The organism is Streptomyces sp. NPDC050085, assembly GCF_044460595.1.
Lineage (GTDB): Bacteria > Actinomycetota > Actinomycetes > Streptomycetales > Streptomycetaceae > Streptomyces.
In genome coordinates this window covers 237,049-263,288 of sequence record NZ_JBITJZ010000002.1, presented here as the reverse complement: position 1 = coordinate 263,288, position 26,240 = coordinate 237,049, and the positions used below count along the sequence as shown (strand labels likewise).

20 protein-coding genes are annotated in these 26,240 nt (G+C 71.0%); 12 read left to right on the top strand and 8 right to left on the bottom strand.

Features of this window, described 5'->3' with window-relative positions; all coding sequences use genetic code 11:
- The first annotated feature begins 48 nt into the window (after positions 1–48).
- Positions 49–903 carry a helix-turn-helix domain-containing protein gene (locus ACIBUY_RS09540; RefSeq protein ID WP_399152265.1) on the top strand — a complete coding sequence of 285 codons (855 nt, stop codon included), beginning with the start codon at positions 49–51 and terminating at the stop codon, positions 901–903.
- Entirely contained in the window at positions 876–1,151 is a 276-nt protein-coding gene (locus ACIBUY_RS09535) for a DUF397 domain-containing protein (protein WP_399152264.1), read from the top strand. Before ACIBUY_RS09540 ends, ACIBUY_RS09535 begins: the two co-directional genes overlap by 28 nt.
- A 5-nt stretch (positions 1,152–1,156) precedes the next feature.
- Here ACIBUY_RS09535 and ACIBUY_RS09530 read toward each other — a convergent pair whose 3' ends face one another.
- Positions 1,157–1,345, bottom strand: a complete 189-nt coding sequence (locus ACIBUY_RS09530) for a hypothetical protein (protein WP_399152263.1) — start codon at positions 1,343–1,345, stop codon at positions 1,157–1,159.
- A gap of 237 nt (positions 1,346–1,582) precedes the next feature.
- Between ACIBUY_RS09530 and ACIBUY_RS09525 the strand changes: the two genes are divergently transcribed.
- Complete coding sequence (locus ACIBUY_RS09525; protein WP_399152262.1) at positions 1,583–2,152, top strand: hypothetical protein; 570 nt, start codon at positions 1,583–1,585, stop codon at positions 2,150–2,152.
- 537 nt (positions 2,153–2,689) lie between these two features.
- On the opposite strand, the gene ACIBUY_RS09520 is transcribed toward ACIBUY_RS09525, so the two are convergent.
- Entirely contained in the window at positions 2,690–4,093 is a 1,404-nt protein-coding gene (locus tag ACIBUY_RS09520; RefSeq protein WP_399152261.1) for a CehA/McbA family metallohydrolase, read from the bottom strand.
- A 259-nt stretch (positions 4,094–4,352) separates the two neighbouring features.
- Between ACIBUY_RS09520 and ACIBUY_RS09515 the strand changes: the two genes are divergently transcribed.
- Complete coding sequence (locus tag ACIBUY_RS09515) at positions 4,353–5,948, top strand: right-handed parallel beta-helix repeat-containing protein (protein WP_365578498.1); 1,596 nt, start codon at positions 4,353–4,355, stop codon at positions 5,946–5,948.
- On the opposite strand, the gene ACIBUY_RS09510 is transcribed toward ACIBUY_RS09515, so the two are convergent.
- Complete coding sequence (locus ACIBUY_RS09510; RefSeq protein WP_399152260.1) at positions 5,945–7,237, bottom strand: MFS transporter; 1,293 nt, start codon at positions 7,235–7,237, stop codon at positions 5,945–5,947. The two genes, ACIBUY_RS09515 and ACIBUY_RS09510, sit on opposite strands and share 4 nt — an antisense overlap.
- Before the next feature lie 117 nt (positions 7,238–7,354).
- Here ACIBUY_RS09510 and ACIBUY_RS09505 point away from each other — a divergent pair, with 117 nt between their 5' ends.
- Both ACIBUY_RS09505 and alc read left to right on the top strand, forming a co-directional pair.
- Positions 7,355–8,272, top strand: coding sequence for a LysR family transcriptional regulator (locus ACIBUY_RS09505; protein ID WP_399152259.1), 918 nt, complete (start codon positions 7,355–7,357; stop codon positions 8,270–8,272).
- 112 nt (positions 8,273–8,384) lie between these two features.
- On the top strand, positions 8,385–9,527 hold the full coding sequence (gene alc, locus ACIBUY_RS09500; RefSeq protein ID WP_365578504.1) for an allantoicase: 1,143 nt from the start codon (positions 8,385–8,387) through the stop codon (positions 9,525–9,527).
- A gap of 177 nt (positions 9,528–9,704) precedes the next feature.
- On the opposite strand, the gene pepN is transcribed toward alc, so the two are convergent.
- Positions 9,705–12,287 (bottom strand): aminopeptidase N, encoded by a 2,583-nt coding sequence (gene pepN / locus ACIBUY_RS09495; protein WP_399152258.1) that lies wholly within the window; start codon positions 12,285–12,287, stop codon positions 9,705–9,707.
- Positions 12,288–12,408: 121 nt separating this feature from the next.
- Between pepN and ACIBUY_RS09490 the strand changes: the two genes are divergently transcribed.
- Entirely contained in the window at positions 12,409–12,918 is a 510-nt protein-coding gene (locus tag ACIBUY_RS09490; RefSeq protein ID WP_399152257.1) for a DUF1203 domain-containing protein, read from the top strand.
- A gap of 52 nt (positions 12,919–12,970) precedes the next feature.
- On the opposite strand, the gene ACIBUY_RS09485 is transcribed toward ACIBUY_RS09490, so the two are convergent.
- Together ACIBUY_RS09485 and ACIBUY_RS09480 are read right to left on the bottom strand one after the other, a co-directional pair.
- Positions 12,971–13,990 (bottom strand): aspartate-semialdehyde dehydrogenase, encoded by a 1,020-nt coding sequence (locus ACIBUY_RS09485; RefSeq protein ID WP_399152256.1) that lies wholly within the window; start codon positions 13,988–13,990, stop codon positions 12,971–12,973.
- Between the two features lie 111 nt (positions 13,991–14,101).
- Positions 14,102–16,192, bottom strand: coding sequence for a TerD family protein (locus ACIBUY_RS09480; RefSeq protein ID WP_365568711.1), 2,091 nt, complete (start codon positions 16,190–16,192; stop codon positions 14,102–14,104).
- Between the two features lie 160 nt (positions 16,193–16,352).
- On the opposite strand from ACIBUY_RS09480, the gene ACIBUY_RS09475 reads away from it, so the two are divergent.
- Together ACIBUY_RS09475 and ACIBUY_RS09470 are read left to right on the top strand one after the other, a co-directional pair.
- Entirely contained in the window at positions 16,353–16,874 is a 522-nt protein-coding gene (locus ACIBUY_RS09475) for a sigma-70 family RNA polymerase sigma factor (protein ID WP_365568708.1), read from the top strand.
- Between the two features lies 1 nt (position 16,875).
- Positions 16,876–17,574 carry a hypothetical protein gene (locus ACIBUY_RS09470; protein ID WP_365568705.1) on the top strand — a complete coding sequence of 233 codons (699 nt, stop codon included), beginning with the start codon at positions 16,876–16,878 and terminating at the stop codon, positions 17,572–17,574.
- A gap of 86 nt (positions 17,575–17,660) precedes the next feature.
- On the opposite strand, the gene ACIBUY_RS09465 is transcribed toward ACIBUY_RS09470, so the two are convergent.
- Positions 17,661–20,996 (bottom strand): S8 family serine peptidase, encoded by a 3,336-nt coding sequence (locus tag ACIBUY_RS09465; protein ID WP_399152255.1) that lies wholly within the window; start codon positions 20,994–20,996, stop codon positions 17,661–17,663.
- A 266-nt stretch (positions 20,997–21,262) separates the two neighbouring features.
- Here ACIBUY_RS09465 and ACIBUY_RS09460 point away from each other — a divergent pair, with 266 nt between their 5' ends.
- From ACIBUY_RS09460 to ACIBUY_RS09450, 3 genes are all read left to right on the top strand, one after another.
- A complete protein-coding gene (locus tag ACIBUY_RS09460) occupies positions 21,263–21,733 on the top strand; it encodes an NUDIX hydrolase (RefSeq protein WP_399152254.1) in 471 nt (156 codons plus the stop codon).
- A 210-nt stretch (positions 21,734–21,943) separates the two neighbouring features.
- Positions 21,944–23,710 (top strand): TIGR03767 family metallophosphoesterase, encoded by a 1,767-nt coding sequence (locus ACIBUY_RS09455; RefSeq protein ID WP_399152253.1) that lies wholly within the window; start codon positions 21,944–21,946, stop codon positions 23,708–23,710.
- Between the two features lie 94 nt (positions 23,711–23,804).
- Positions 23,805–24,944 carry a serine hydrolase domain-containing protein gene (locus ACIBUY_RS09450; RefSeq protein WP_399152252.1) on the top strand — a complete coding sequence of 380 codons (1,140 nt, stop codon included), beginning with the start codon at positions 23,805–23,807 and terminating at the stop codon, positions 24,942–24,944.
- Between the two features lie 118 nt (positions 24,945–25,062).
- Here ACIBUY_RS09450 and ACIBUY_RS09445 read toward each other — a convergent pair whose 3' ends face one another.
- Positions 25,063–26,142, bottom strand: coding sequence for a hypothetical protein (locus ACIBUY_RS09445; RefSeq protein ID WP_399152251.1), 1,080 nt, complete (start codon positions 26,140–26,142; stop codon positions 25,063–25,065).
- Positions 26,143–26,240: the final 98 nt, after the last annotated feature.

The window sequence follows — 26,240 nt, the reverse complement described above, 5'->3', positions numbered from 1 at the left end:
GGCCTGGGCTGTTGCCCAAGTGGGCTTGCAAGCAAGGGGGTTGCCGCCGTGACCGTTGTGCCGGACGACTCGATTCTGTATGTGACGGCTCGGGGGATGTTCGCCGCGGAGGCGAGGCGGCTCCGCGCGGAGGCGGGTCTGTCACTGACGCGGGTGGCGGAGTCGGCTCGCTGCGACAAGGGGTACTTGAGCCGGATCGAGCGGGGGGAGAAGTTTCCGAAGGAGGCGGTGGTGCTCGCGCTGGACGAGGCGTTGGGGGCGCGGGGGTTGCTGAGCAAGCTCTGGTATCTGGCGGTGAGCGGGAGCATCGTCGACTATGCGCGGCGGTTCATGGAGCTGGAGGCGCGGGCCACGAAGATGCACAAGTTCATGCCCGCGACGGTTCCGGGGTTGCTGCAAAGTGAGGCGTACGCGCGGGAGTTGCTCAGGTCCGGGCATCCTCGTGCCCCGCAGCGGATCGTCGATGAACTGGTCGTTGCCCGGATGGCCAGACAACAAGTGCTGAGCAGGGAGGACCCGCCGTTGCTCTGGGCGGTGCTGGACGAGGCTGTGATCCGTCGCGCTGTCGGCGGACCGGGAGTCATGGCCGAGCAACTGGAGAAGGTTGTCGCGGCAGCGGGACAACCAGACGTGGTGGTCCAGGTGTTGCCGTTCGCGGCGGGCGCCTCGGGGCTGAGCGGTGAGTCCTTGACGCTGTTGTCCTTCGCGCATGGTCAGGATGTGGCCTACCTGGAGGGCAACCGCATCGGGAACCTCGTAGAGTTGACCCAAGCCGTGGCGGACTACTCGTTCCGCTACGACCTGGTCCGCGCCAAGGCGTTGACGCCGGAGGCGTCGATCGACCTGATCCGGCAAGCAGCGGAGGACTACCGGGCATGCGCACCAACACCCGACTCGACCTGAGCGTGGCGCAGTGGCTTAAGTCGAGTTACAGCAACTCGGACGGCGGCGACTGCGTCGAGTTCACCTACGACTTTCTGAACGCGGCGACGTGGCGCAAGTCGACGTACAGCAACGAGGACGGCGGCGACTGCGTAGAGGTGGCCGACGGAGTCACCGGCGTAGTCCCCGTCCGCGACAGCAAGAACCCCGGGGGCCCCGTCATCACGGTGACCCCCACGGCGTGGACCGCGTTCGTCGGCGCGCTGTGAGCCGGCTAGTTCTCGACGTTCGGGTAGTCCGGGGTCACGTCGTACACGCAGTGGCCCTGGGGCACCGCGAAGGTCCCTGAGCACCACTCGCTCGGGGCGTCATTCGCTGCGGCGCTCGTGGCGCCGAGCCCGATCCCGCCGCCCGCGAGCAGCGCTGCGGCCGCGATCAGCCCAGCGGCTTTCCTGATGTTCATGGCAGGCAACCCCCGTTGTCGAAGCGTGGCCGCCACGGTACGAGAGGAACGGACGGCTCAGAAGGCCTCGGCCCTGCCCGTCCCTGCCCGTCCCTGCCCGTCGTCCTAAGGTCGCACCGTTCCCTCAGCCGTGCGGCGGGGCGGGTTCAGCCCCCGGAGCGATCCTCGGTGAACACTCTGGCTGCGATCTTCAAAGGGCACGGGGCGGCCGAGCCCCGCCGAACCCGAGGACCGCACATGCAGCCGAAGCTTGCCGCCCGTCCAGGAAGACTCCGTGCGGCATGGCGCGAGGCCCACGAGCCGGTTGCCGGGGTGTCCCGGCGGATGCGGATCGTCGCCTACGCCGTGCTGCTGGCTGTCCTGCCTTCGAGCCTCTGGAGGCTCCCGGCCGCGTTCGACAGGGACATCGAGGTCGGGGAGAGGATCTACGTCGTCGCTCTGTCGGTCCTATCTGAGGCGCTCGCCTTCACCGCGTTCGGGCTGATCGCCCGCTGGGGCGAGGTGTTTCCGCGCTGGATCCCGTTCCTGCGGGGGCGCCGGATCCCGACCATGGCGGCGGTCGTCCCCGCCGCGGCCGGAGCCGCGCTCGTCACGTCCCTCTGCTGCCTGACCCTTGTCACCCAGATCATGGGCAGGACGATCCGAGGCGACGAGGCCCCCGCCGATTCCCCCGACGACCTCTTCTTCTACGTCTGCTACGCCCCGCTGCTCCTGTGGGGCCCGCTCCTGGCCGTGCTCACCGTCGCGTACTGGAAGCGCCGTCGGGCGATCGAAGGTCCGTCGGCCCTGCTTCAGCGGAACTCGTGAACCACCTGGATCTCGCCGGCGATGTGGGCGTTGAACTCATCCAACTCCCCGGCCGGGACCCAGAGTTCAAGGATGGCCCTGCCGGGTGGCATGGAGGCGGCGGGGCCATCGGAGAGGGAGCTCGTGAACAGCGTGCTGCAGAATGTGACGTGAGCTGCGCTTAGTGGCCGCGATGCGCGATTCAAAGGCCCGCCATCGCCTTGTCGAGTACACCCCCGAACGCGCCGAACACACTGCACCTGACGGTGTGCCCCTTCCGGTGGCGGAGGGTGGCTCCCATCAGGAACGAGGCGACGAACAGCAGGACGAGAACCGCGGCCGCCCACGGCGCGTAGACGAACCACACCAAGCACGCGACGCCACTCCACACGACCAATGGCAGCAGAGAGGCCCGCACAACCGTCCTGAAAGGGACCGGAACCGCCTTCGTCGGCAGTGCTCGCTCGTTCCACACGTCCATGTGGTTCCGGGTGACACAGTGCTCGGGCCGAATCCCGCCATCAGATCACCGGTGGTTGCATGGGCGGCACCCCCTGTCTACGAACTCGCCCCCAACCACACCGGATTGGTGATCGCCGCCCAAGCCCCCGCCGTCCCCGCCGCCCCCGGAGGATGCCGGACCTCCGCGCGTACGTACTGCGCGTACGAGGCCGTCGTACGCCACTCCAGCGTCCCCGCGCCGGAGGCGGGTAGTGCCGGGCCCGTCGTCGGGACTCCCTCGTCCGTGACGAAGCGGGGGGTGCAGCCGGGGGCGCCGGAGACCTGGAGGCGGACTGTCACCGGGGCGTCGAGCGGCACCTCGAGACGTTCGCCGATGCCTGCTGTGGTGTCCCCTGAAGTGGCTGTCAGGGTCAGGCGTATCGCCGAGGATTCCGCCAGGTAGGAGTGGCCCGAGCGGAGGCCTGCGAGGATCGCCTCTCGGGTCAAGTCGTCGGCCAGGACCACCGTTTGGGGCAGGCCCACCACGTCCGGGTCCTTGTGGGCGTCGCTGTTGCCCATCGCCGGGAGCCAGCGGCCGGAGGATGCGGCGGACGCGGCCAGGGTCGCGTCCCAGGAGGCCAGGGCCAGTTCGTCGTCCGGTGTGTACGTGCCGTTCCAGACTTCCAGTGCGTCCGCGTGGTCGTAGCCGAGTTTCCAGCCGCAGGCGAAGCACGTCGCGTACGGGTGTGCCGGGACCACCAGGCCCTGCGCGGCGTGGATCACGTCGGCCGCGTCGGCGAATGCCCCGTCACGGGCCCGGTAGCGCCAGTCCGCGAACGTGCCGGGGGCCGTGCCGATCGCCAGGCAGTGGCCGTTGCGGGTCGTCAGTTCCTCGCCGAGGAGGATCAGGAGGTCGTCGCCCGCCAGCGAGGACCAATGGGCGTGGCTCGACGTCGTGTTGTGTTCGGAGGTGTTGATGAAGTCCAGCTTCGCGGCGCGGGCCAGTGCCGCAATTTGTTCCGGCGTGCGCTTGCCGTCCGAGTAGACCGAGTGGAGGTGGCAGTCGCCGCGGTACCAGGCCCGGCCGCGGCCCTTCGCGCGCTCCGGCGGGTACACGGGCTGCGCGGAGGGGCCCGCCCTGCCCGTCGTGAGCGTCGCCGTCACCGTGTAGTTCAGGCCCGTCGCCGCCACCATGTACGGGCCCAGGATGATGTGCCAGGTGCCCGGGTTCAGGGGGCCCGGCAGATAACCGGGCGTCGCCTCGTCCGCCCTGATGAAGAACTCCGTGCGGGCCCCGCCCGACCAGCCGCGGAACCCCGGGCTGTGCAGATCCGTGCCGCGCTCGTCGAACATGCCGATGTCGCAGCCGTTGCCCTGTGTGCCGGCGGGCACCTTGGGGTGGTCGAAGACGTACGCGACGTGGATCTCCCGTGTGTCCGGGGGGACTTCGAGCGGGAGGTAGATGAAGTCCGGGCATCCTGCGGGGAGTTGGCCGCTCAGCACTCTCGTCTCCTGCGTCATTTGTCCACGTTAGGGCCGCGGGGCCGTCCGCGTCACCGGTGGTGACGGAGAGGAAACCGGCCATGGTGCGCCGCGGACGGATGAGCGGGCCCGTCGCGGGCAGGCAACCCGAGCAGGCCCGAACGGGACGACCCGCACAGACCCGAACGGCCTCAACCGGTGGACGGCAAGCTCACGTTCACCGCCGCGCCTCCTCGCCGCAGCCCGGCCCGGGTACCACCGTGGTGCCGGGACCTTTCGCAACGGACGGAGCACCCACATGGCACCGATCCCCGCACGCAGAAGCCGCCTCGTGGCCCGCCTGTTGGCCACGGGTCTGCTGACCGGCGGCCTCCTCACCGCCGTGGCGCAGCAGCCCGAGCCGGAGGCGAACGCCGCGCCCCGGCCCGGTCACCACACCACGTACTACGTCGACCCGGCCGGCAGCGACGAGGCGTCCGGCACCTCGCCGAAGGCCGCGTGGCAGTCCCTGGACAAGGTCAACTCCCAGGTGTTCGCGCCCGGTGACACGGTGCGGTTCCGGCGGGGCGGCAGCTGGACGGGGCAGCTCGCGCCCCAGGGCTCCGGCACGGACGGCAGGCCCGTCACCTTCACCTCGTACGGACACGGCAGGGGCAAGCCGGTGATCGACGGGGCGGGGGCCGTCGACTCGGCGGTGCGGCTCGCCGATCTGCACGACGTGACGCTCGACGGGCTCGATGTCACCAACACGGCGAACAGTGGTGTGTACCGCAGCGGTGTTCACATCTACGCCAAGGACTCCGGTGCCCTGCCCGGAATCACCCTGCGGAACCTGCGCGTTCACGATGTCGACGGGCCCTCCGGCGATCACGTCGACATCGGGCACGGCGGCATCGTCGTCACCGTCCGCGGCAACGCCACGCCCACGTACTTCCAGAACATGCGCATCGAGGACAACGAGATCGCCGACGTGCACGCGTACGGCATCGTCACCTGGTCGACGTGGATGCGGCGCGACGGCTGGACGAAGCTGTGGCGTGAGACGGGGGTGCCGGAGAGCGAGACCGGGGCGTTCACGCCGAGCACCGGGCTCACCATCCGCGGCAACCACGTGCACGACATCGGCAACGGCGGCATCTCGCCCAACCAGGTCCGCGACACCCTCATCGAGCACAACACGGTGACGCGCACGTCGATGCAGCACTACAACGCCGGGATCTGGTGGTCGGGCGCCGACAACACCGTCGTCCAGTTCAACGACGTCGCCGAGGCCGCCTACAACGGCGAGCACAAGGACAGCGTCGCCTTCGACGCCGACGAGTCCACGTACGGCAGCCTCGTGCAGTACAACTTCAGCCGGGAGAACGGCGGCGGCTTCTTCATGACGTGCTCGGCCGCCCAGGCGCCGGTGGCGAACGCGGTCGTGCGCTACAACGTCAGCCAGTACGACAGCGGCAGCCCGTTCCTGTTCATCTGCAAGGGCGCCAAATCCGTCGACATCTACAACAACACCGTCCTGACCCGGCCGGGCAGCGCCGAAAAGCCCCTGCACCAAATGGTGTTCACGGCGCCGAACAACTCCGGGATCACCTTCCGCAACAACATCTTCGTGAACCCGGCGGGCGCCTCGTACGCGTCGAGCGGGACGTCGTACGACCACAATCTGTACTTCGGCGGGCCGGTTCCGAGCGACGCCTCGGCCCTTGCCGCCGACCCGCTGCTCCGCCACCCGGGCACGGCGAGGGGCCTCCACGACCTGTGGGGCTACCGGCTCGGCAAGGACTCGCCCGCGCGCGGCACGGGGGTCGTGATCGCGGACAACGGGGGGCGGGACGTCCTGGGGACGCGGTTGCCCGACGGGGCGCCGGACTACGGGGCGGTGCAGCACCGCTAGCCGACCGCGAGGCCTTCCCTCGTGACCGCCGCCCTGCGGCCCAACCGGCTTGTGCACAGCCGCCGTTGGGCCACCGCAAGCCCCGCGATCCCGGCCGCGAAACCGAGCCAGCCGAGCGGGCCCGCGGCCATCACCCCGGCCGTGATGACCGGCGGGCCGACGCAGCGGGCGACGGACGGGGACATGCCCGCGACGCCGAGGTAGGCGGGGCGGGTGTGCTCCGGGGCGAGGGAGACGGCGAGCTCCCACGAGCAGACGGAGCGCATGAGTTCGGCCAGGGTGACGGCCACGGTCGCGGCCAGCAGCGCCACGGCCGCGAACCAGGCGCCGCCCGCGCCCGACACCGCGATCAGCGCGCAGGAAACGGTGGTGAGGAGGCCGTAGCGGGTGACGGCGCGCAGGGCGCCCGCCGGGCCGTCGAACCGTGCGGTGACCCGGAGTTGGAGCAGCACCACCATGGCGGTGTTGACGACGAGGAAGGCGGGGATCAGCGTGTGCGGCGCGTTCGTACGGTGGACCAGCCACAGCGGCAGACCCACGGCCAGGATCGCGTCGTCCAGGTTCATGGGGACGTCGAGGAGGACGAAGAGCAGGTAACCGCGGTCGCGCCAAGGGGTCGTCGTGGTAGGTGAGTTGATGCCCCCTTGGTGGCTCTTGGGGCGGTGGGCCGTGCTGTTGACGCGCAGGGTGAGGAGCGCGGCGGCGAGGAACGACAGCGCGTTCACGAGGATCAGTGCCTGGTACGCGGTGTGCGTGCCGATCGCCAGGCCGATCGCGGCGAGGCCCGCGCCGAGCCCGTACGCGGCGTTCGCGACGCTGCGCGACAGGGCCTGGTATACGCCGCGCCGCTCACCGGCGGCCTCGGTCGCGAAGACCATCTCCAGCGTCTTCGCGGCCCGGTCGCCGATGCTGAGCAGGGCCACGACGGGGAACAGCGCGGCGTAGTCGTCCAGTTCGAGCAGCGAGCAGGCGGCGACCAGGCGCAGCAGATGGCACCCGGTCAGCAGGGTCCGTACGGGAAGGTGCGCGGCGAGCCGGCCGGCCAGCGGCGACCCCGCGACCCCGGCGATGCCCGACACCCCGAGCAGCAGCCCGAGTTGGGCCCCGTCGAGCCCGGTGACGAACGTGAAGTACAGCACCGAGGCCGCGGCCCACACCCCGGTGCCGGTGCGGTCGACGAACGTGCCGAGCAGCATCAGCCGTCCGTCGCGTCCGCCGGGCGGGCGACGCAACTGCCGCACCAGCCCGTCCTTCGACCCGTCCCGCATCCGCACCGTCAGCCCTCGCATCCCCGCACCGCCGATTGTCTTGACGTCGAGATACTCTGGGAGTTGTTGTCTTGATGTCAAGAGTTTTATGGGAGTAGTCCGCAGGTCTTCGTCCACGGGCGGGTTACGTTGTCGTTCATGAGCGAGCAGCACGCGGGGCACGCGCCCAGGCCCGACCGGTGGGACATCAAGAAGCTGATGATCCTGCGGACCCTGCGCGAGCGCGGCACCGTCACCGCCACCGCCCAGGCCCTGCTCATGACCCCGTCGGCCGTCTCGCAGCAGCTCACCAACCTGGCCAAGCAGCTCGGCGTACCGCTGCTCGAGGCGCACGGGCGGCGCGTCCGGCTCACCGACGCGGCGCACCTCGTGCTCGGCCACGCCGAGGCCGTCTTCGCCCAACTGGAGCGCGCCGACGCCGAGTTGGCGCAGCACCTGCACGGTGAGGTGGGCGTGGTGCGGGTGGCCGCCTTCTCCACCGCGGTGCCCGCGCTCGTCGTCCCCGCCGTGCGGGTGCTGCGCGCCGACCACCCCGGGATCACCGTCCGCGTCCGCGAGGCCGAGGCCGCGCAGGCCTACGAGCTCCTCGCCTCCGGTGACGTCGACCTCGCGCTCTCGCTCGCCGTGCACGCGCCCACCGCCCGCGACCCGAAGTTCACGCGGGTGCCGCTGCTCGCCGACCCGCTGGACGTGGCCCTGCCGGTGGGGCACCCGCTGGCGGACGAACCGGGCCTGCGCCTCGCCGACCTCGCCGGGGAGCAGTGGATCTTCGGCGGTTCCGGGCCCTGGTCCGAGATCACCCTCGCCGCGTGCGAGGCCGCCGGGTTCGTGCCCGAGCAGGCCCACAGCGCGGCCGGCTGGACAGCGATCCTGGCGATGGTCGAGGCGGGGATGGGCGTCGCGCTCGTCCCGCGGATGGCCGCGGTGCGGCGCGGCGGGGTCGTGATGTGCGCGCTGGGGGCGGACCGTCCCGTACGGCATGTGGTGGCGGCCGTGCGGCGGGGGGCGGAGGACGGGGCGGCGGTGGGGCGGGTGCTGGACGCGCTGCGCGCCTGACCGGTCCCTTTGTTGTTCCGTTGCTGTTCCGTTTATTGTTCAGTTTTGCTGAACGTGAGCCTCGGAAACTTTCGATGGACCTGTGCGGTCGGTGTGCCCGACAGTGGCGCGTATGACGACGACTCCCGACGCGACGAGCCCCGTGACCGACGACCCGCACGCCAACGACGCCGCCCCCTACGGCGGCGGCGACCCGTACGCCGACTACCGCACCTTCGGCGACGCCACCGCCTTCACCGACCTCGTCGACCTCGCCGACCGGCGGCTCGGCGCCGGAGTCATCGCCGCCAACGACGAGTTCTTCGCCGAGCGCGAGAACCTCCTCGTGCGCGAGCGCGCCGTCTTCGACCCCGAGCACTTCGGGCACAAGGGCAAGATCATGGACGGCTGGGAGACGCGCCGCCGCCGCGGCACCTGCGACGAGCCGTTCCCCGCGCCCGACGACCACGACTGGGCGATCGTCCGCCTCGGCGCCCCCGGCGTCATCCGCGGCGTGATCGTCGACACCGCCCACTTCCGCGGCAACTACCCGCAGCGCGTGAGCATCCAGGCCACCAGCGTGCCCGGCGCCCCCGGGCCCGACGAACTCCTCGCCGACGACGTGAAGTGGGAGGAGATCGTCCCGCGCAGCCAGGTACGCGGCCACGCCGCCAATGCCTTCACCGTCACCTCGGACCGCCGCTGGACCCACATCCGCGTCTGCCAGCACCCCGACGGCGGCATCGCCCGCCTCCGCGTGCACGGCGAGGTGGTCCCCGACCCCGAGTGGCTCGGCCTGCTCGGCACGTTCGACCTCGTCTCCGTCCTCAATGGCGGTACGTACGAGGACGCGTCCGACAAGTTCTACTCCTCGCCGACCCAGATCATCCTGCCCGGCACCTCCCGCAAGATGGACGACGGCTGGGAGAACCGCCGCCGCCGCGTCCACGGCACCAACGACTGGGTCCGCTTCCGGCTCGCCGCGCAGGGGGCGATCCGGGCCGTGGAGATCGACACGGCGTATCTGAAGGGCAATTCGGCCGGCTGGATCGCGCTGAGCGGTCGCAACGGTGACACCGGGGAATGGTTCGAGATCATCCCGCGCACCAGGCTGCAGCCCGACACCGTGCACCGTTTCCCGCTGGCCGCGCAGGCGGTGGCCACGCATGTCCGCCTCGACGCGTTCCCTGACGGGGGTGTGGCGCGGATGAGGCTGCACGGTGTTCTGACGGAGGCGGGTCGCTCCGCGCTGGAGGCCCGGTTCGGCGGGGTCTGAGTTCTCGGGGGCCGGGCGGTCGAGCGCCGTGGGGGCATGGGCTCGTTGCCGGGTGCGGCTCCGGTGGGGCTTCTCGCGCAGTTCCCCGCGCCCCTTCAGGGGCGCGGGGAACTGCGCGAAGCAGGACCACCGGGCCGCGGTCCGCAACGAGACCGCGGCCCGGCAGACGGGAACCGGCTACACGTCCGCGGCCTGCGCCCGCAGCGCCCGCTCCACACCCGCCCGCGACTCGGACACGAGACGCCGCAGCGCCGCACCCGGCTCCGCCGAGGACAGCCACGCGTCCGTCTTCGTCAGCGTGGCCTCGTCGACCTGGAACGACGGGTAGAGGCCGATCGCGATCTGCTGGGCCATCTCGTGGGACCGCGAGTCCCACACCTGCTTGAGCGACGCGAAGTACTGGTCCGCGTACGGCGCCAGCAGCTCCCGCTGGTCGGTCTGGACGAAACCGCCGATGACCGCTTCCTGCACCGCGTTCGGCAGCTGGTCGGAGTCGATGACCGAGGCCCAGGCCTCCGCCTTCGCCTCCGGGGTCGGCCGTGCGGCCCGCGCGGTCGCCGCGTGGCGCTCACCGGCGGCGGTCTTGTCCCGCTCGTACTCGGCGGCGATCTCCGCCTCGTCGTAGCGGCCGACGGCGGCCAGGCGCTCCACGAACGCCCAGCGCAGCTCGGTGTCCACGGCCAGGCCCTCGATCGTCTGCGCCCCCTCCAACAGGGCCTCCAGCAGGTCGAGTTGCTCGGGCGTGCGGGCCGTGGCCGCGAACGCCCGGGCCCACGCCAGCTGGTGGTCGCTGCCCGCCTCGGCGGAGCGCAGGTGCGCGAGGGTCGCCTCGGTCCAGCGGGCGAGGAGCGTGTCCCGGTGGGCGGGCGCCGCGTACAGGTCGACGGCCAGCTTGACCTGGCGGTGCAGGGACTGCACGACGCCGATGTCGGACTCCTTGGCGACGCCGGACAGCACGAGGTCCAGGTAGGCGCTCGTCGACAGCTCCGCGTCCCGCGTCATGTCCCAGGCCGACGCCCAGCACAGCGCGCGCGGCAGCGAGGACTCGAAGTCGCCGAGGTGCTCGGTGACGAACCGCAGCGAGTCCTCGTCGAGGCGGACCTTCGCGTACGACAGGTCGTCGTCGTTGAGCAGGATCACGGCCGGGCGGTGCTTGCCGACCAGGGCCGGGACCTGGGTCAACTCGGCGGCGGTGACGTCGAGTTCGACGCGGTCGCCGCGCAGCAGCTTGCCGCTGGCGCCCTCGTCACTGTCGAGGTCGTAGAAGCCGATCGCGATGCGGTGCGGCCGCAGCGTGGACTCGCCCTTGGCGCCCTCGGGCAGCGCCGGGGCCTCCTGGCGGACGGCGAACGACGTGATGACGCCGTGCTCGTCCGTCTCGATCTCGGGCCGCAGGACGTTGATGCCGGCCGTCTCCAGCCACGCCTTCGACCAGGCCTTCAGATCGCGGCCGCTGGTCTCCTCGAGCGCGCCGAGCAGGTCGGACAGGCGCGTGTTCCCGAACGCGTGCCGCTTGAAGTACGCCTGCACGCCCCGGAAGAACTCGTCCTCACCGACGTACGCGACGAGCTGCTTGAGCACCGAGGCGCCCTTGGCGTACGTGATGCCGTCGAAGTTGACGAGGACGTCGTCGAGGTCGCGGATGTCCGCCATGATCGGGTGCGTGGACGGGAGTTGGTCCTGCCGGTACGCCCACGTCTTCATGGAGTTGGCGAACGTCGTCCACGAGTGCGGCCACTTCGAGCCCGGCGCGTACGCCTGGCAGGCGGCCTCCGCGTAGGTGGCGAACGACTCGTTCAGCCACAGGTCGTTCCACCACTCCATGGTGACGAGGTCGCCGAACCACATGTGCGCGAGCTCGTGCAGGATCGTGGCGGCCCGCACCTCGTACGCGGCGTCCGTCACCTTCGAGCGGAACACGTACTGGTCGCGGATGGTGACCGCGCCCGCGTTCTCCATGGCACCGGCGTTGAACTCGGGCACGAAGAGCTGGTCGTACTTGGCGAACGGGTACGCGTAGTCGAACTTCTCCTGGAACCAGTCGAAGCCCTGCCGCGTCACCTCGAAGATCGCGTCCGAGTCGAGGAACTCGGCGAGCGACGGCCGGCAGTAGATGCCCAGCGGGACCGACTGGCCCGTCTCCGCGTTCTCGTACGAGGAGTGGACGCTGTGGTACGGGCCGACGATCAGCGCCGTGATGTACGTCGACATGCGCGGCGTCGGCTCGAAGTGCCAGATGTCGTCCTTGGGCTCCGGAGTGGGGGAGTTGGAGACGACCGTCCACCCCGTCGGCGCCTTCACCGTGAACCGGAACGTCGCCTTGAGGTCCGGCTGCTCGAAGCTCGCGAAGACGCGGCGCGCGTCCGGCACCTCGAACTGCGTGTAGAGATAGGCCTGTTGGTCGACGGGGTCGACGAACCGGTGCAGTCCCTCACCGGTGTTCGTGTACGCGCAGTCGGCGACGACCTTCAGCTCGTTCGGCCCCGCCTCCAGGTGCTTGAGCGCGATGCGCGAGTCACGGAAGACGGCGGCGACGTCGAGCGAGTGCCCGTTCAGGACCGCCTCGTGCACGGCCGGGGCGACCAGGTCGATGAAGGTCTCGGCACCGGCCTCGGCGCTGTCGAAGCGCACGGTGGTCACCGACCGGTACGTGCCGCCCTCCTGCGCGCCGGAGAGGTCGAGATCGATCTCGTACGAGTCAACGGTGAGCAGCTTCGCCCGCTGCTGCGCCTCTTCACGGGTCAGGTTTGTGCCAGGCACGCGGTCATCTCCTAGGGCGGTCTACGTTCATGACGTTTCGGCCATCCTTCCACGCGGGATACGGGAACGCGATGTCCGTTTTCCGCCGGTGAACACGCGCGCGCGAGACGACGCTGGAGCCATGACCAGGTACACCGCACGCGCCATCGACCCCGCCGCGCTCAAGGAGCTGCGCACCACCGACGACGCGGGCCGCCGATGCGTCCCGTACACGGCCACGGACGACGACGCGGGCTCCCCGCTGCGCTGCTGCCTGAGGCCGATCCAGGAGGGCGAGCGCATCGCCCTCGTCTCGTACGCGCCGCTGCGCCGCTGGGCCGCGGCGACGGGCGCGGACCCGGGCGCCTACGACGAACAGGGCCCGGTCTTCCTGCACGCCGAGGAGTGCGCAGGGCCGCGGCCCGGTGCCCGCTACCCCTTCGACCGGCCCGGCGCCCTGCGCACCGTCCGCCGCTACGACGCCCGCGGGCACATCGCGGGCGGCCGCCTCCTGGAGATCCCGCAGGACGCGACGGCCGGCTTCGACGCGGCACTCGACGACGCGTTCAGCGACCCGGCGGTGGTGCTGGTGCACGTACGGGCGCTGGAGTACGGGTGCCTGCACTTCGCGGTGGAACGACCCGCGCACTGACACGGCGAGGGGCGGCCACCTCCCGGGTGACCGCCCCAAGACCCGCCGAGACCTACTTGGCCCGCAGCTCCTCGGCCACCAGCTCCGCGACCTGCACCGCGTTCAGCGCGGCGCCCTTGCGGAGGTTGTCGTTCGAGATGAACAGGGACAGGCCGTGCTCGACCGTCTCGTCACCCCGGACGCGGCCCACGAAGGAGGCGTCCTTGCCCGCGGCCTGCAGCGGCGTCGGGATCTCGGAGAGCTCGACGCCGGGGGCGTCCGCGAGGAGCTCCGTGGCGCGCTCGGGGGAGAGGGGGCGGGCGAAGCGGGCGTTGACCTGGAGCGAGTGGCCCGAGAAGACGGGGACGCGGACGCAGGTGCCGGAGACCTTGAGGGCCGGGATCTCGAGGATCTTGCGGGACTCGTTGCGGAGCTTCTGCTCCTCGTCCGTCTCGTTCAGACCGTCGTCGACGATGGAGCCCGCCAGCGGGAGCACGTTGAACGCGATGGGGCGCTTGTAGACCTGCGGCTCGGGGAAGTCGACGGCCTCGCCGTCGTGCGTCAGCTTGTCGGCGTCGGCGACGACCTTCTGGGCCTGGCCGTGCAGCTCGGCGACGCCCGCGACGCCGGACCCCGAGACCGCCTGGTAGGTGGCGACGACGAGCGCCTCGAGCCCGGCCTCGTCGTGCAGCGGACGCAGCACCGGCATCGCGGCCATCGTCGTGCAGTTCGGGTTGGCGATGATGCCCTTGGGGCGGTTCGCGATCGCGTGCGGATTGACCTCGGAGACGACCAGGGGGACCTCGGGGTCCTTGCGCCAGGCCGACGAGTTGTCGATGACGACGGCGCCCTGCGACGCCACCTTCTCCGCGAGGGCCTTCGACGTGGCGCCGCCCGCCGAGAACAGCACGATGTCCAGGCCGGTGTAGTCGGCCGTCGAAGCGTCCTCCACCGTCACGCCGTCCAGGACCGTCCCCGCCGAACGGGCCGAGGCGAACAGACGCAGCTCGTCGACCGGGAAGTCCCGCTCGACGAGGATCCTGCGCATGACCGTGCCGACCTGGCCGGTGGCTCCGACGATTCCTACCTTCACAGCGTTCCTCCGTACGTACACGAGCTGAGCAGCGGGATGCCGCTCCATGATGCGTCTGTCCCGGCCCGCCTTGTCCAATCCATTGTCCGCGGTACGGGACGGCCGCACGGCTCAGCCGTGCAGCGAGATGCTCCACTTCCCGGACGTCCTGATCTGCAGAAATCCGCTCGGAACGCGCTGCAGACCGGAGGCTGTGCTGAGGCGGCGTACCGGTTCCAGGCGTTCGTCCAGTTCCCAGAGCACGAAGAGGTCGAGCATCCCGCGCGGTTCGTGCTTCACCATCACCTCCGCCTCGGGCCCCGTGTGACGTACGACTCCATAGCCCTGGCCCTCCACGCGGTCCTTGAGCACGGGGACGGTCGACAGGTCCCGCGTCTCGATCCGCCAGCCGGTGTCCGCGCTCGCGGCGAACACGTGGACGTAGCAGTACCCGGCCTCCGTGACCCACAGCGGGCCGGTGGCCGGGCGCCGCCGCCCCACGCTGTCGGCCGAGATCTTCAGCTGGCCGTCGGCCTGAAGGCTGCGCGTCTCCAGCGACTCCGTGTCCGACGTGGTGCGGCTCAGGGTGAGCAGGGCGGGCGGCCCGTCGTGGCGCAGTACCGCGCTGCCGTGGCCCTCGGCGGCGCCGGTGAGCGGCGGGACCTGGGTGATCGGCAGCAGGTACAGGCGCCAGTCACCGGGGTTGTCGAGGCGCAGCCGCAGCTCGGGTTCACCGGCGCGGAAGACGACGGTGCGGCCCCGGGTGCCGTGCCGGCTGCTGTCCAGGAACGGCTCCTCGTCGTCGTACTCGTCGAGCAGCGTGACCTTGGGAGCGGCGAAGGGGAGGCCGCCGCCGAAGGAGTACTCCAGGAGCGCCGGGTGGCCGGGAGCCGGGTTCGCGAGGGTGATCGTCCTGTCTCCGCGGCCGCTCCAGGAGCCCGCCTCCTGGGCGGCGGGGCCGTCGAGCACCGGCAGGGGGCGGGCGGTCAACTGCCAGGCGCCGTCGGCCTCCAGGAGCAGGAGCAGCGGCCCGTCGGGCAGGGGCACGGTCTGGCGGAGCCGGTCGGTGTCGTTGACGAGCAGGTCGTAGGCGTCCGGGTCGGACAGGTGCCGGGCCTCCAGGCTCCTGAGCCCGAAGTAGCCCTCGCCGTCCTCGTCGCCCGCGAAGTCGACGTCGAGGTCGGCCGCGGTACCGGTGTACGCGACCACTTCGGGGCCGTATCCCTGGAGCGGGCCCGTGCCCAGGCGGCGGGCGACCGACAGCGGCTGCACGAGGACCGTCCAGTCGTCGTCGGCCTCGACGCGCAGGCGCAGCGGGCGGTCCTGCGGGGGCCGGACGAGGCAGCGGCCGCGGAAGTCGCGCAGCGTGCTGTTGAAGAGGAGGTCGTCGTCCTTGTTGCGCCGGTTCAGGGTGTGCAGCCCGAAGTAGCCGTCGCCGTGGTGCCAGGCCTCGACGAGCACCGGGCCCGGCGGCAGCGGCGCGTCCACGGCCACGATGCCGTTGCCGCGGCCCCGCTGGGTGTACGGCGGGAACTCGGGGCCGAAGGAGTACGGGGCGGCGTCCTGGGGCGGCACCCCGTCCTGGACCTGTGGCACGGCGTCCTGGACCGGCGGCACCGTGCCCTGGACCGGCGGCACCGTGTCCTGGACCGGCACGGTGTTCTCGGACACCGGGACCGGGGCCGGCTCCGGAGCCGGCTCGTCCACCGCGATGCCGAAGTCCGTCGCGAGGCCCGCGAGCCCGGACGCGTACCCCTGCCCCACCGCCCGGAACTTCCAGGCGCCGTCCCGCCGGTAGAACTCCCCGAGCACGAACGCCGTCTCGCTCGACGCGTCGCTCACCGCGTAGTGCGCCACCACCGAACCGTCGGGCAGGGACGCCTGCACGTACAGGCCGGGCACCTGGCCGAACACTCCGCCGTCGCAGGAACCGGCTATCACCACGCGCTGTACGGCCGGTTCGACGCGCGGCAGATCCAGTTCCAGCCACTCGGCGAGCAGCCCGCCACCCTGCGCCGCACCCGTGTGCCGGACCGCGCCCGAGGGGTGCGCGGGCTGGTTGTAGAACACGAGGTCCGCATCGCCGCGGACCTTGCCGACCGCGTCGAGCAGCAGGGCGGAGGCGTCGACGACCGGGGCCCCGGGGACGTCCTGACGGCAGACGGCGACCTTCAACAGGGCGGTGGGGACAGCCGTGTTGGCGCCCTTGGCGATGCTTGTCATGAGGCACATGGTGCAGTGGCGGCGGTGTGAAGTCGATGGTTGGAAATGGTGAAGATCTGACGGGAGTGGCGACGGATCAGGAGAGGGGGCAACGGATGTGGACCGACCCCGAACGTTTCACCGCCCACCGGCGTCCTAGGGGAAACGCGGCGAGGGAGGGGTGGCATTGCTGCGAAGAAAGTCACGAGGCCGGCCGGGCGATCCCCTGGACGACGCCGTCGAGGGCCGGGTGCGGGCCGTCCTGTCGCTGGGCGGGGTGCCGTACGCGGATCTGGCCGACGGGGTCCAGCAGGTCCGCCTGCGGCTGCTCGAACGGGCCGCGAAGGGCCAGGACGCGCCGCGCGACGTCTCGGCCTGGGCGGCGGTCGTCGCCTCGAACCTCGCGATGGACTGGCACCGCGCCCGCCGCCGCCAGGAACGCCTCGGGGAGCGCCTCGCCGCGCTGCGCCAGGAGGACGGCCGCGACGCCGCCGAGACCCGCGTCCTCTCCCTGGCCGTGGCCCAGGGCCTGGACCAACTGCCCGACCAGCAGCGGCAGGTGGTCGTCCTGCGCTTCTACGCCGATCTGCCCGTGCGGGACATCGCGACGGAGCTCGGCGTGCCCGAGGGCACCGTGAAGAGCAGGCTGCACACGGCGGTCCGCATGCTGCGGGCCCGGCTGCACGAGCAGGAGGTGGTGTGACGTGGAGGACAGCACACGGGAGGACCGGCTCCTGATGCTGGCGATCAGTGGGGAGCCGCTGCCCGACGACGACCCCGACGCCGCCGCCGTCGCGGCCGATGTCGCCCTGCTGCGGGACCAGTTGAAGGGGCTGGGCGACGCACTCGGCACCCTTCCGGAGCCGGTACACGTGCCCGTGCCCGTGCCCGCGCCTCACAGGCACCGCCGTCGCCCCCTGCGTCTCGCGCTCGGCTCCCTCGCCGCGGCGGGCGCCCTGGCCTTGGCGGGCGGCATGGTGTGGGTCGTGGCGCAGAGCGGCGTCGGCGCGTACGACACCGGCGGCGGCAGCGACAAGTCGGCCGCGGACAGCCGGCAGGTGGCACCGGGGGACAACGGCGGCAAGCGCTCCCCGGAGGGACTCGTGGCCTGCTCCCGCGTCATCGCCGAGGGCACCGTGCTGCGCGTCGTGCCCATCGGGGACACCGGCGAGGACCGCGTCACCCTGCGCGTCACCCGCTGGTACAAACCGGCTTCCGGCGGTGCGCGGACCCTCACGTTCCCGATGGACCACGAGGTGCTGCCGCGCCTGAGGCCGGGCGACCAGCCACTGATCACGATCCCCAACAGCAGCCCCCAGCCGGACCATTGGGCCCTCGGCGAGGAGCGCGACAGCCTGCGCGCGACCGTGCTGAACGCCCTGCCCGGGGCGAGCACCTGTTGACGTAGACGAAGAAACAGCGGGGGCGGACGCCACCGGCGCCCGCCCCCGCACTCAAGCCTCCCCAGGTACAACAGGTACAACAGGTGTTACGGGGTGACCTTCTCGATCTTCACGCTGCCGACGCCCGCGGGCACCCCGCGCTCGTTGAGCAGCTGCACCTGGCCGAAGAACTCACGGCCCTCCGGCGCGGCGGCCGCGGCCGTGACCTCGGCGGAGACGTCCGTGGACGCCCCGTTCGCCAGCGTCACGGCCTTCGACTCGTCGACCTTCACCGTGCCGAGCGCCGGCGAGAAGAAGACGTCGGTGTAGTCGTACGCGGTCGAACCCGACGGCACCGAGTAGCCCGCGACCTCGATCGTGTACGTACCGGCGGCCGGCTTGGCGATGCTCACCGACTCCTCGGAGTCACCGTCGGCGGACGACGCGACCGTCTTGCCCGCGGCGTCCTTGACCGTCAGGTCCAGGTCGGCCGCCTGGTCGGAGACGTTGCCGATGGCGACGTCGAGCCGCTCGGTGCCCGTGGGCACCTCCACCGTCGAGGTCTGCGTGGCGCCACCGGCGATGGTGGGCCGCGCCGACTTGGACGAGCCGAGCGGGCCGCCCTGCAGCTTCCCGCCGTTGATGGCGGCGAAGTTGTTCGTCACCTTCCACGTGACGGCGGCCGGGGTACCGACCTTCGCCTCGGGCAGCGTCTGCACGGCCGGGTCGAACGCGGCGCCGAGCAGCGCGACGTCCAGCGTGTACGGGTTGTCGAGCAGCGGCGACGTACGGCGCGACTCGACCTCGATCTCCCAGACACCGGCCTGCGGGTCCGCGTACGAACGCAGGTCCGGGCGGCAGGTGTTGGCCGGGTTGTTGTAGTTCGGGTAGCAGCTCGGCGTGGACGTCTCGTCGACCGGCACCCCGTACGGGTGGATCGAGATGAACCGCGTCTGGCTGCCGTCCTTCAGGCCGCTCATGCGCACCTGCAGCGACTTGGCGCCCTCGGGCACCGTGATGAAGTACGACTTCGTGCTGTTGCGCTGCACGGAGCCGCTGTCGTGGAACGTGTACGACGGTCCGGCCAGCGGCTTCGAGACGACGACGGTCGCCATGATCTGCTGGTCGACGCCCTCGGTCCTCGGGTCGTCGACGCGCAGGATCGCGCTGCGCAGACCGGCCGACTCGGGACGCGCCTGCACCTTCACGGTGACGGCCTTGTTCAGCGGCAGCCACACGTAGCTGGAACCGGCGATGTCGAAGGTGTCACCGGAGTTGTTCGCGAGCGACAGCTTGTGCAGGACCGGCTTGGCCGAGCCCGACGTACGCGTGATGGTGACGTCGTACGTCTTCTTCTGCCCGGCCTTCAGACCGCCCTCGCGGTCGTAGATGCCGGTGCCGAAGCCCGGCGTCTTCAGCGCGTAGTCGATCGCGGTGTCCACGGGCGCCTTCACGGTGTACGTGTGTGCGGTCGCGCCGTCCTCGATCGCGTCCCAGGCGTCCTCGATGTCGATGAGGCCCGAGCCCTCGGCGTACGCCTGCTCGCCCTTGATGTGCTTGGCGGTCGAGGTGAGCGCCGTGCGCAGGTCCGCGGGGGAGAGGTCGATGTGCGCGCGCTTGGCGGCGGACAGCAGCAGCGCGGAGGCGCCGGCGGCCTGCGGCGACGCCATCGACGTGCCCTGCAGCATCGAGTAACCGGCCGGCAGCGAGTAGCCCGCCTCGGCGACCGGCGAACCGGGCAGCCAGGTCTGCGTCGAGTTGATCGACGCACCGGGCGCCGTGATGGCCGGCGTGAAGCCGCCGTCCTCACGCGGACCGCGCGAGGAGAACGGCATCATCGCGTACGACTTCTCCACCTGGGAGCCGTAGTTGGAGGCCCAGGTCTCCTTGGAGATGGACGCGCCGACGGAGAGGACCTTGTCGGCGAGGCCGGGGTCACCGATGGTGTTGGCGCCGGGGCCCGAGTTGCCCGCGGAGATCACGAGCTGCACGCCGTAGGTGTCGATGAGGCGCGTGTAGAGCTCGGAGCGCGCGTTGTTGCCGTCGTTGAGCGCCGGCAGACCGCCGATGGACATGTTGACGATGTCCACGCCGCGCTTGGTGACGAGGTCGATCATGCCCTCGGTCAGCGCGATGTTGGTGCAGCCGCCGCTCCACGTGCAGGCACGCGAGGAGACGAGCTTCGCGCCGGGCGCGGCACCGTTCATGTTCTTGTTGCCGAACAGCGAGTTCGCCGAGGTGATGCCCGCGACGTGCGTGCCGTGCTCGGACTCGATGACGCCGATGTTGACGAAGTCGCGCTTCTGGCCGACCCAGTCCCCGCCGTACGGGTCCATGGGGACGTCCTTGCGGATCTCCACGACGAACGGCTGCCGCTCGACGACGTCGGTGGACGGGTCGTCCTTGCCGAAGTAGCCGATCTGGTAGCCGTCCTTGTACGGCTTCATCGGGGTGTCGTCGGTGAAGTCGCCGTTGTCGTTGAGGTCGACGGTGACGGTCCCGGCGGCCGCGTCGTACAGCAGGCCCCACTTGTCGGTGGTGTCGCCGTCCCGGTTCGCGTCGCCCTTGGCGTCGCCGCCCGCGGTCGCCGCCTCCGAGAAGGTGCTGAAGTTGTACGAGCCCGCATTCGCCTTGTACGTACGCCCGTTGACGGTGAAGGTCGGCCCGGTGACCGCGGTGACCATGGCCCGCCAGGTGCCGTCGCCGTCCAGGATCGGGTCGGTCGCGGTGACCCAGTCGACGATCTTGCGCTCGCCGGTGGTGGTCTTCTGCAGCGCCGGGTGGCCCAGGTCCACGCCCGAGTCGAGGATGCCGATGGTGACACCGCGCCCGTCGGCCTTCGGGTTGTCCTTCACGAAGTCGACGGCGCCCGTCTCGAACGACGGGTTGTACGGGTTCTTCGCCGGGGTGTCCTTGCCGGGCCCGCCGTAGGACCCGGTGGCCGCGCCCTTGGAGGCCGACGCGCTCCTGGCGGTGTCGGCGGCCGGCGTCGGGTCGTCGAGCTCGATCTCCTGGCGCAGGTCGATGCCGTGCACGGAGTCGAGCTTCTCGGCGGCCTTGATGGCGGCGTCGGCCCGGCCGGTGGGCACGGTGGCCCGCACGTAGCCGAGCTTGTCGTAGGAGAGGCCGACCGAGCCGCCCTTGACGGCGTCCAGCTCCTTGGCGACCTCTTCGGTCCTGCCGGGGGCCGTGGCGACCATCATGGTCACGTTCTTCGTGCCGTCGGCCTTGGCGTCGGCGAGCAGTTCCGCGTCGTGCGCGCCGAGCTTGTCGCTCGCCGCCTTGACCGCGGGGTCGGCGGCCGGTGCGGAGTCCGTGTCCGCGGCCGTGGCCATGGATATCGGCCCTGCCGCGGTGAGCGCGGCCACCAGGCCTGCGGCGGCCGCGAGCCGGGCCGCGCGTCTCGCGCCGGATATGGGCGCGCGCTGGGGATCGAGGGTCATCAGCATCCCTGTACGTAAAGGTGAGAGCTACTTTGGGGGTGTTTCGAAAGGGCTCCGGATTTCGGTGCCGGATGACCGCTCAGCTTTACGTAAGTGACCACAGTTTGGGGAGAGTTGTCCGAGGCGGGATCAGGCCGTGGCGTACTTCCGCCACCCGCCATCCGGCGCGAACGGGATCTAACCAGGGTTTATCGGACGGGTTCTTGAACTTCTCGTGGTTGCTCGTGGTTGCTCCGTGGTGAAGCTGTTTGCCGTAACGTCAGGGAATGCACAAAGAGCTGCGGGTGGCGGCCTACGCCGTGTGCGTGCGGGACGGGCAGGTGCTGCTCGCCCGGTGGGTCGCCGGGGACGGGACGAAGCGCTGGACGCTGCCCGGCGGCGGCATGGACCACGGCGAGGACCCGTACGACACCGTCATCCGCGAGGTCGACGAGGAGACGGGATACACCGTCGAGCCCACCGCCCTGCTCGGCGTGCACTCCGTCCTGCGCCGCTACCCCCGCAAGCTCGGCAAGGTCGCCGACTTCCACGGACTGCGCATCGTCTACGAGGGCCTCATCACCGCGGGCACCCTGCGCCACGAACAGGACGGCTCGACGGACATGGCCGCCTGGCACGCACTCGACGCGGTCGCCGACCTGCCGCGCGTCGAACTCGTCGACGTGGGACTGCGCCTGTGGCGCGAACGCCCGCCCCAAGGGCACGTCGACAAGGGGCTTTCGTTCCCCGAAAGGTGAACACAGAGTGACGGGCACCTCGCGGTTCTCCTCCTCGCACATGACAACCCGGACCCGCCGGTGATCCACGTACGGTGATCGGCGTTGCACGTTGCGTCGCCGTTCACGCGCAGGTCATCCCCGATGCCAACGATCCAGTACGGAAGGGCAGTTCGTCGCCGAGCCGCCCGCCGTCACTGTCGACGCGTTCGCACCCGGGGAGACCGCGCCATGTCGCGCATACGTTCCGTCACCAACGCCGCCGCTGGACTCGACCGCCGTACGCTCCTGGCCGCGACCGGCGCGGCGACGCTGACCGCCGGCCTCGGCTACGCCCTCGGCCGCAGCGGGCCGGCCGCCGCCGCGGACCCCGCCGCCGTCCCCGCCACCCGGATCCGCTCCCGCGGGGCGCCCGCGGCACCGCTCGCCCCCTACACCCGCGGCACCACCCTCGCCTCGGTCGCCGCCGCCCGCAGCCGTGACGGATACCGCCGCCTCGGCGACGGGCCCGGCTGGCGGCGCGTCGTCCGCGCCGACCTCGCGGCGCCCCGCTCGGGCCGCGCGGCGCGCCGCACCGCGCTCGCCGCGTTCGTCCAGTTCACCGACCTGCACCTGGTCGACGTCCAACACCCGCTCCGCTACGAGTACTTGAGGTCACGGACCGCCAGCGCCTGGCGCCCCCAGGAGGCGCTGTCCGTCGCGGGCGCCGTCTCCCTCGTGGAGCGCGTCAACGCCCTGCGCGGCGCCCCCGTCACCGCCTCCCCCCTCCACTTCGTCATGACGACGGGCGACAACACCGACAACAACGCCCGCTCCGAACTCGACTGGTTCCTCAAGACGATGAGCGGCGGCCGCATCACCCCCAACACCGGCGACCCGCGCCACTACGAAGGCGTACAGAACAGCGGCCTGCCCCTGTACTGGCACCCGGACGCGGCCCTGCGCGACGCCGACAAGCAGAAGCGTCACTTCCCCCGCATCCCCGGCTTCCTCGAGGCGGCGATCCGCGAACTGCGCAGCCCCGGCCTGAACCTGCCCTGGTACTCCACCGTCGGCAACCACGACTTCCTGCCCGGCGGCTGCTACGCCCCCGGTGACTCCTACTTCGCCGAATTCGCCGTGGGCGGAAGGAAGTTGATGGAACTCCCCGCCGCTGACGCGAAGCAGATCTGGGCCAACGTGCAGAGCGGCGGCGACCCCAGGGGCACGGCCTTCAAGGAACTCCTGCGCGCCCAGGCCCGGCACCTGCGCGCGGTCACGCCCGACGAGGCCCGCGCCCCGTTCACCCCCGCCGAGTACCTCGCCGCCCACCTCGACCCGGCGCACACAGGGCCGGGCCCCGTCGGCCACGGCTACACGCAGACCAACCTGGCCTCGCTCACCCAGTACTACGCCTTCCGCATCTCCGGCGATGTCCTCGGCATCAGCCTCGACACCACCGACCCCGGCGGCCACTACGAGGGATCGATCGGATCAAGCCAACTCGCCTGGCTCACACGCCAGTTGAAGTCCGCGGCGCGCAACGGCGACCACGTCATCGTCTTCTCGCACCACACCAGCACATCCATGCGCAACCTGCGCGAGGACCCGAACCACCCCGGCGAACGCCGCCACGGCGGCAAGGAACTCGCCGCCCTCCTCGCCCGCCACCGCCCGGTCCTGGCCTGGGTCAACGGCCACAGCCACCGCAACGAGATCACCGCACACCCCGGCTCGGACGGCTCGCGCGGCTACTGGGAGATCAACACCGCCTCTCACGTCGACTTCCCGCAACTGGCCCGCATCATCGAGATCGCCGACAACCACGACGGCACGCTCTCCCTGTTCACCACCCTCGTCGAATCGGCGGCCCCGCACGCCACGGACTTCACCGACCTCACGCAGACGGGCCTCGCCGCGCTCTACCGGGAACTGGCCCTGAACGCGGCGGGCGCCCGCTCGACCCTCTCCGGCACGCCCGGCGACCGCAACACCGAACTCGTCCTCCGCAAGGGCTGATTACCGCTCAACCGGCTGACCCCGATCAACCCCGGCCCGTACGTCCGAGGTCACTCCGGCCGAACGCACGACACCACGACGGGGAGACGCGGACATGCGCAAGAGCACCGGCCTGCTGGCAGCGGCAGCGGCACTGACGATCACCACGGGGGCACTCGCCGCCCCCGCCCTGGCGACACCCGGAGAGGCATCCTCGGCTCGCCAGGACCACCGGGCCACCCAGCGGGCCCTGGACGCCGCCGTACGCGACGGAGTCCCCGGAGCGACGGCGCAGGCAGTCGTCAACGGGCGTACGTGGAACGGCACTTCGGGCGACCGGGGTGCCCGCGACCACTACCGCGTCGGCTCCCTCACCAAGACGTTCGTCGCCACCGTCCTGCTCCAGCTGGAGGCCGAGGGGAAGCTGAGCCTCGACGACACGCTCGACCACTGGCTGCCGGGCCTGGTCCAGGGCAACGGCTACGACCCCACGAAGATCACGATCCGCCGGCTCCTGAACCACACGAGCGGCATCTTCAACATCACCGAGGACGAGGGCTTCCGACGGCTGGTCTTCCTGAAGGAAGGCTTCCTCGCCCACCGCTACGACACGTGGACGCCGACCCGGATGGTCCGCATCGCCACCACCCACAAGCCGGACTTCGCGCCCGGCAAGGGCTGGCACTACTCCAACACGAACTACCTCCTGGCGGGCATGGTCATCCAGAAGGTCACGGGCCACACGTACGGAGACGAGATCCGCTCCCGTGTCATCAACCCCCTCCACCTGAAGGGCACTTCGGTCCCCGGCACCAGCTCATCGGTACCGCGCCCGGCGTCCCGCGCGTACTCCAAACTCACCAGGGACGGCAGCGGAGACCCGGTCGACGTCACGGAACTCAACCCGTCGATGGCCGGTTCGGCCGGCGAGGTGATCTCCACCTCGAAGGACCTGAACACCTTCTACTCGGCACTGCTGCGCGGAAAGCTGCTGCCGTCCCGCCAGTTGACCGAGATGAAGACGACGGTCTCCACGGGTGACGACGACCCCGACAGCCGCTACGGCCTCGCCCTCATGGAACTCAAACTCCCCTGCGGGGGCACGGTCTGGGGCCACGACGGCGGCATCCACGGCTCCTCGACCCTGGCCCTGACCACGGAGGACGGCCGCCACACGCTGGCGTTCAACTTCAACGGGGACTGGGCGGGGGACGGGAACGCGGTGGGTCTGGCGGAGTTCTGCCCGAAGGCATAGAGCAGTTTGAGACAGAGGCGCTTCAGGCGCAGGCTGTTCAGGCACAGGTGAAGGGGAGGGGACCCATCACCGGGGTCCCCTCCCCTTCACTCCCCTCCTAGCCCTCCCCCGTCACCTGTCACCGGGGGAGGACTACGACATACGCGGCCGGATCCCGGTCGCCGGACGCCATCAGGGCGGTCCGGACGACGGCGGCCTGCTGCTGAACGGATTCGCGCAGCTTCTTCGGCGTGATGTGCACGACGGTGATCCCGAGCCGCTCCAAGTACTCGCGCTTACGGGCATACTCGCTCCACAGCGCGTCCTCGTCCTGCCGCGGAGCCCGCGTGTCCAGTTCCACGGCGACGGCCTGATCGGGCCAGTAAGCGTCGACGCCCCCGATATGCGGCCCACCGGGCAACCGCAGATCAACATTCCACAGCGGGTCGGGCAGCCCGTGCTCGCGCACCATCGCGTACAGCCGTTCCTCGGCGATGGCCCGCCCCTCAGCGAGCAGCGAGTCCACGGCGTCGACGACGTGCGGCCGACTGAGCAGCCGAGCCTGCGTCAACTCTCTTACGACGGCGGCAGGTTCGCAGTGCCCACCCCGCACCGCTTCCGTGAGCAGCCGCCGCACGGCCCCGGCGTCGGCGAGCTGGGCGACCGCGTCGGCGATGGCCCGCGGCACCGGCGCGACGGGAACTCCCGCCACCTGTACGGGAGTCGGCATCCCCATGGTCCGTACGAGCCGGACGAACTCGGTGGACCGCAGCCGCCGCGTCCTCGGTACGAGCACCTCGACGTGGTCGAGCGCGAGCAGCGGGGGAGTGGACGAGAACCCGTGCAGGGTCAGCGCCGCGAGCCCGGTGACCATGGCGTCGGCGTACGGGACGGCGGGCACGCCATGGGCCTCGCCCGGAGCGGGCTGGGCGGGAACCCCTGCCGCCGGCCGGTGCCGATCCTGGACCCGCCCCGCGTACAACAACGCGGCGTGCAACCGCTCTTCGCCGGTCGCGGGCCCGGGGTGGAGGAGGTAGACCCCCGGCAGCACCTGCTGCCAGGGCCCACCGTCCCGGCACTGGTCCTGGGCCGCGGCGGCACTGACCCCGTGCGCCTTGAGCTGCGCGCCGCTCATGACGCGCCGCTGGGTCTCGATGAGGTGGCGCAGGGGCCGGGGGGTCTGACGGGGGGACAGGGGCGCGGGGGTGTTGTGGTTCATGACGGGGCTGTTCCCGCCGGGATCACCCCCGCTAACCGCTGTTACAGTCCCGTCGACAAAACCGGACAAGCTCGTCCTAAAGTCCGGCCGTCGAATTG